We start from the raw sequence: 2,587 nt of genomic DNA, 5'->3' as shown, positions 1-2,587 counted from the left end.
TGTATATTACGGTACGGCAGTACCGTGGTTCCGGAGAAGCGGAAACCGCTTGTCCGGAACAGGAAACCGATGTTCTAGCGGTGTGAGCCGCCTGTCCGGAGCCGCGGGAGCCGATACCGAAGATTACTCTGTTAAATCTTTATCCAAGCCATAAATCTCTCTCATAGAAATATCTTTCGAGGGATCCAAGCTTTCGATATTGATTTTATATGCATCATGGACGATGCGGTCCAGAATGGCGTCAGCCAAAGGGCTGCTATCACCGCCAAGCTGCTCATACCAGTCATTATCTCGATATTGAGAACAAAAAATCGTGGATGACTTTCTACGACGATGATGAAGCAGCTCAAATATATCACGGCTTTCAGTGGCCGTAGGCTTCATGAGTAGCCATTCATCAATGATTAGCAGCGCTGGCTTAGTGTATTTTTCCATGATTTTTGGGTACGTGCCATCGCTTCGAGCCATTTCAATTTCGATGAAGAAATCTGGTAAGCGGATATATTTTGTTCTAAGATACTGCTTGCAGGCTTCCATACCGAAGGCACAAGCCATGTAAGTTTTCCCGCTACCAGTAGCACCCGTAAGGAAAATATTCCGGTATTCGCGGATGTATTCACAACTGGCTAGCCGCGCAATGAGCGTTCGATTCAGTTTGCGACCAGAAGTGTAGTTTATATCGCTGATATTTGCACTTGGCTGGTCAATGCAGGCTTGTTTCATCAAACGTTTACGCCGATTGTTATTGCGGCTGCTGAATTCAATATCTACTAACATGGAAAAACGATCTTCGAAGGCAACCTCCTTCATTGACACATCGTTCTCCTGCGCTAGGAAAGCATTTGACATGGCGGTAAGCCGCATGGCAATGAGTTTATCTAATGTGCTTTGTTTGGTCATGGCTGTTTCCTCCCGTAATAAGCAGCACCTCTGGTAATGCCATGGCTATTCGGCTCAGCTGTAGGTTGAGGATCATCGAGCATTTTGGTTGACAAAATGGTCTTGATACTCCTGTAACTCGGAGTGGCTGTATAACCCAAAGCCTTTTCACAAGCAGATTCAAGGCGTTTGACAGAAGTCTTTTCGCTTAATTTTAAGAGCCCCATGCAACTTCGATAAGATTGCTGTTCTATTTTATGGGAGGAAAGAATTGCTGTGATGACCTTGCAGGTAAATGGGCCAATCTGCTCGGCCCATTTACGGAACCTGTCACCGTTCCATTCCAAATATTGTTGATGATCTTCTGGCATATGTTCCCGGACGGAGCTATACTGGCCTTTGCGACCGCGTAGCCGACGGTGAGATGCAATTCTCTTGTGGTTGTAGAAAATTTCAATGACATTATCTGTTACCCGCACATCTACCTTATGACCTATATATTCATAAGGAACGGAGTATAGCATTCCGTCGACAGATATGTGATAATTGAAGAGAACGGTGGCTGTTTTCCAGTCCGCCAGTTCATAAGGGGCAGAGGGTAATGATGTCAGCAATGGCAGTTCTTCGTCGTGGAAGAGTGCATACCGACTGCCTTCTTTCTTTTGGAAAGATCGCCGATTGAACTCATCCAGCTTCACGCGAATGGCCTGATTCAATTCAAAAAGTGAGAAGAATTGTTCATCACGTAGCGCTGCCGTAATCCATGTAGAGATATTTCCTACTGTGCCTTCGGCATTTGGTTTATCTTTTGGGGCACGTACGCGAGCTGGGATAATAGCCGTTCCATAGTGCTCTGCCAGCTCATGATAAGTAGCATTGAGTTGTGGCGTATACCAATCCCTATTATGGACAACGGCAGTTTTACAATTGTCAGGGACAAGGATCTTGGCAATGCCACCAAAGAATTCATACATACAGATATGAGCTCGAATCCAAGCACGTTGTTTTTCATTGACGAATGCCATGACAAAAGCATATTGGCTGTACGTCATGACACCAACAAAAAGATAAGCTTTGGTGATTTCTCCCGTATCCGGGTCAATAATTTTGGCCGGATCACCAGCCCAGTCGACTTCGACTTGTTCAGCTGGTTTACGTGGAATATGCATGCTTGCCCGGCGTTTCTGCTCATCCTGCTGGATGTAATAACAGAACTGTGAATACATGAGCGGTGATTCATTGCATAGACGGCATTCTTCTAGATATTCCGTCCAAAGAAGTTTCTTGGAGACACCCTTGCGCATGAGTTCCCTGTGAATATGCTCGACACTGGGCATACGCTTCGTCGACTGAAACTTTGTTGTTGGCGAAGAAAACATCTGCGCCAACACGTCATCTGTTTGAGTTTCCGGCAATGGCCACGCCAGATTGTTTTCTTGAGCCAACCGAATGATTTTGTTTACGGTTTTCTTTGAGGCACCGCAGCTATATGCGATGTTCTGTTGGCTGAATCCTAATACGTGCAGGCGTAGGATTTCGCGATAGTGAGTCATAGAAATAACCTCCATAAAAATGAATTTACACCGAATGGTGTATAACTCCATTATAGGTCGAATTGGTTTCCATGACCGGAATCGCGGTTTCCAATTTTCCGGTAGGCCGGTTTCCTAAAGCCGGGCTGATGGTGTAGTTTGGACCATATTATTCA

General features: G+C 45.4%; 2 protein-coding genes. Both read right to left on the bottom strand.

Going from position 1 to position 2,587, the window contains the following annotated elements; translation table 11 throughout:
- Positions 1-123 precede the first annotated feature (123 nt).
- Positions 124-900: an ATP-binding protein gene (locus F606_RS0120210; protein ID WP_019555676.1), complete on the bottom strand. Its 777-nt coding sequence runs from the start codon at positions 898-900 to the stop codon at positions 124-126.
- Positions 897-2,432, bottom strand: a complete 1,536-nt coding sequence (gene istA / locus F606_RS0120205; RefSeq protein ID WP_019555675.1) for an IS21 family transposase — start codon at positions 2,430-2,432, stop codon at positions 897-899. Before istA ends, F606_RS0120210 begins: the two co-directional genes overlap by 4 nt.
- Positions 2,433-2,587 lie beyond the last annotated feature (155 nt).

This window comes from Propionispira raffinosivorans DSM 20765, assembly GCF_000381065.1.
In the GTDB taxonomy this organism is placed as follows: domain Bacteria; phylum Bacillota; class Negativicutes; order Selenomonadales; family Selenomonadaceae; genus Propionispira; species Propionispira raffinosivorans.
This window is presented reverse-complemented; position numbering and strand designations above follow the sequence as displayed.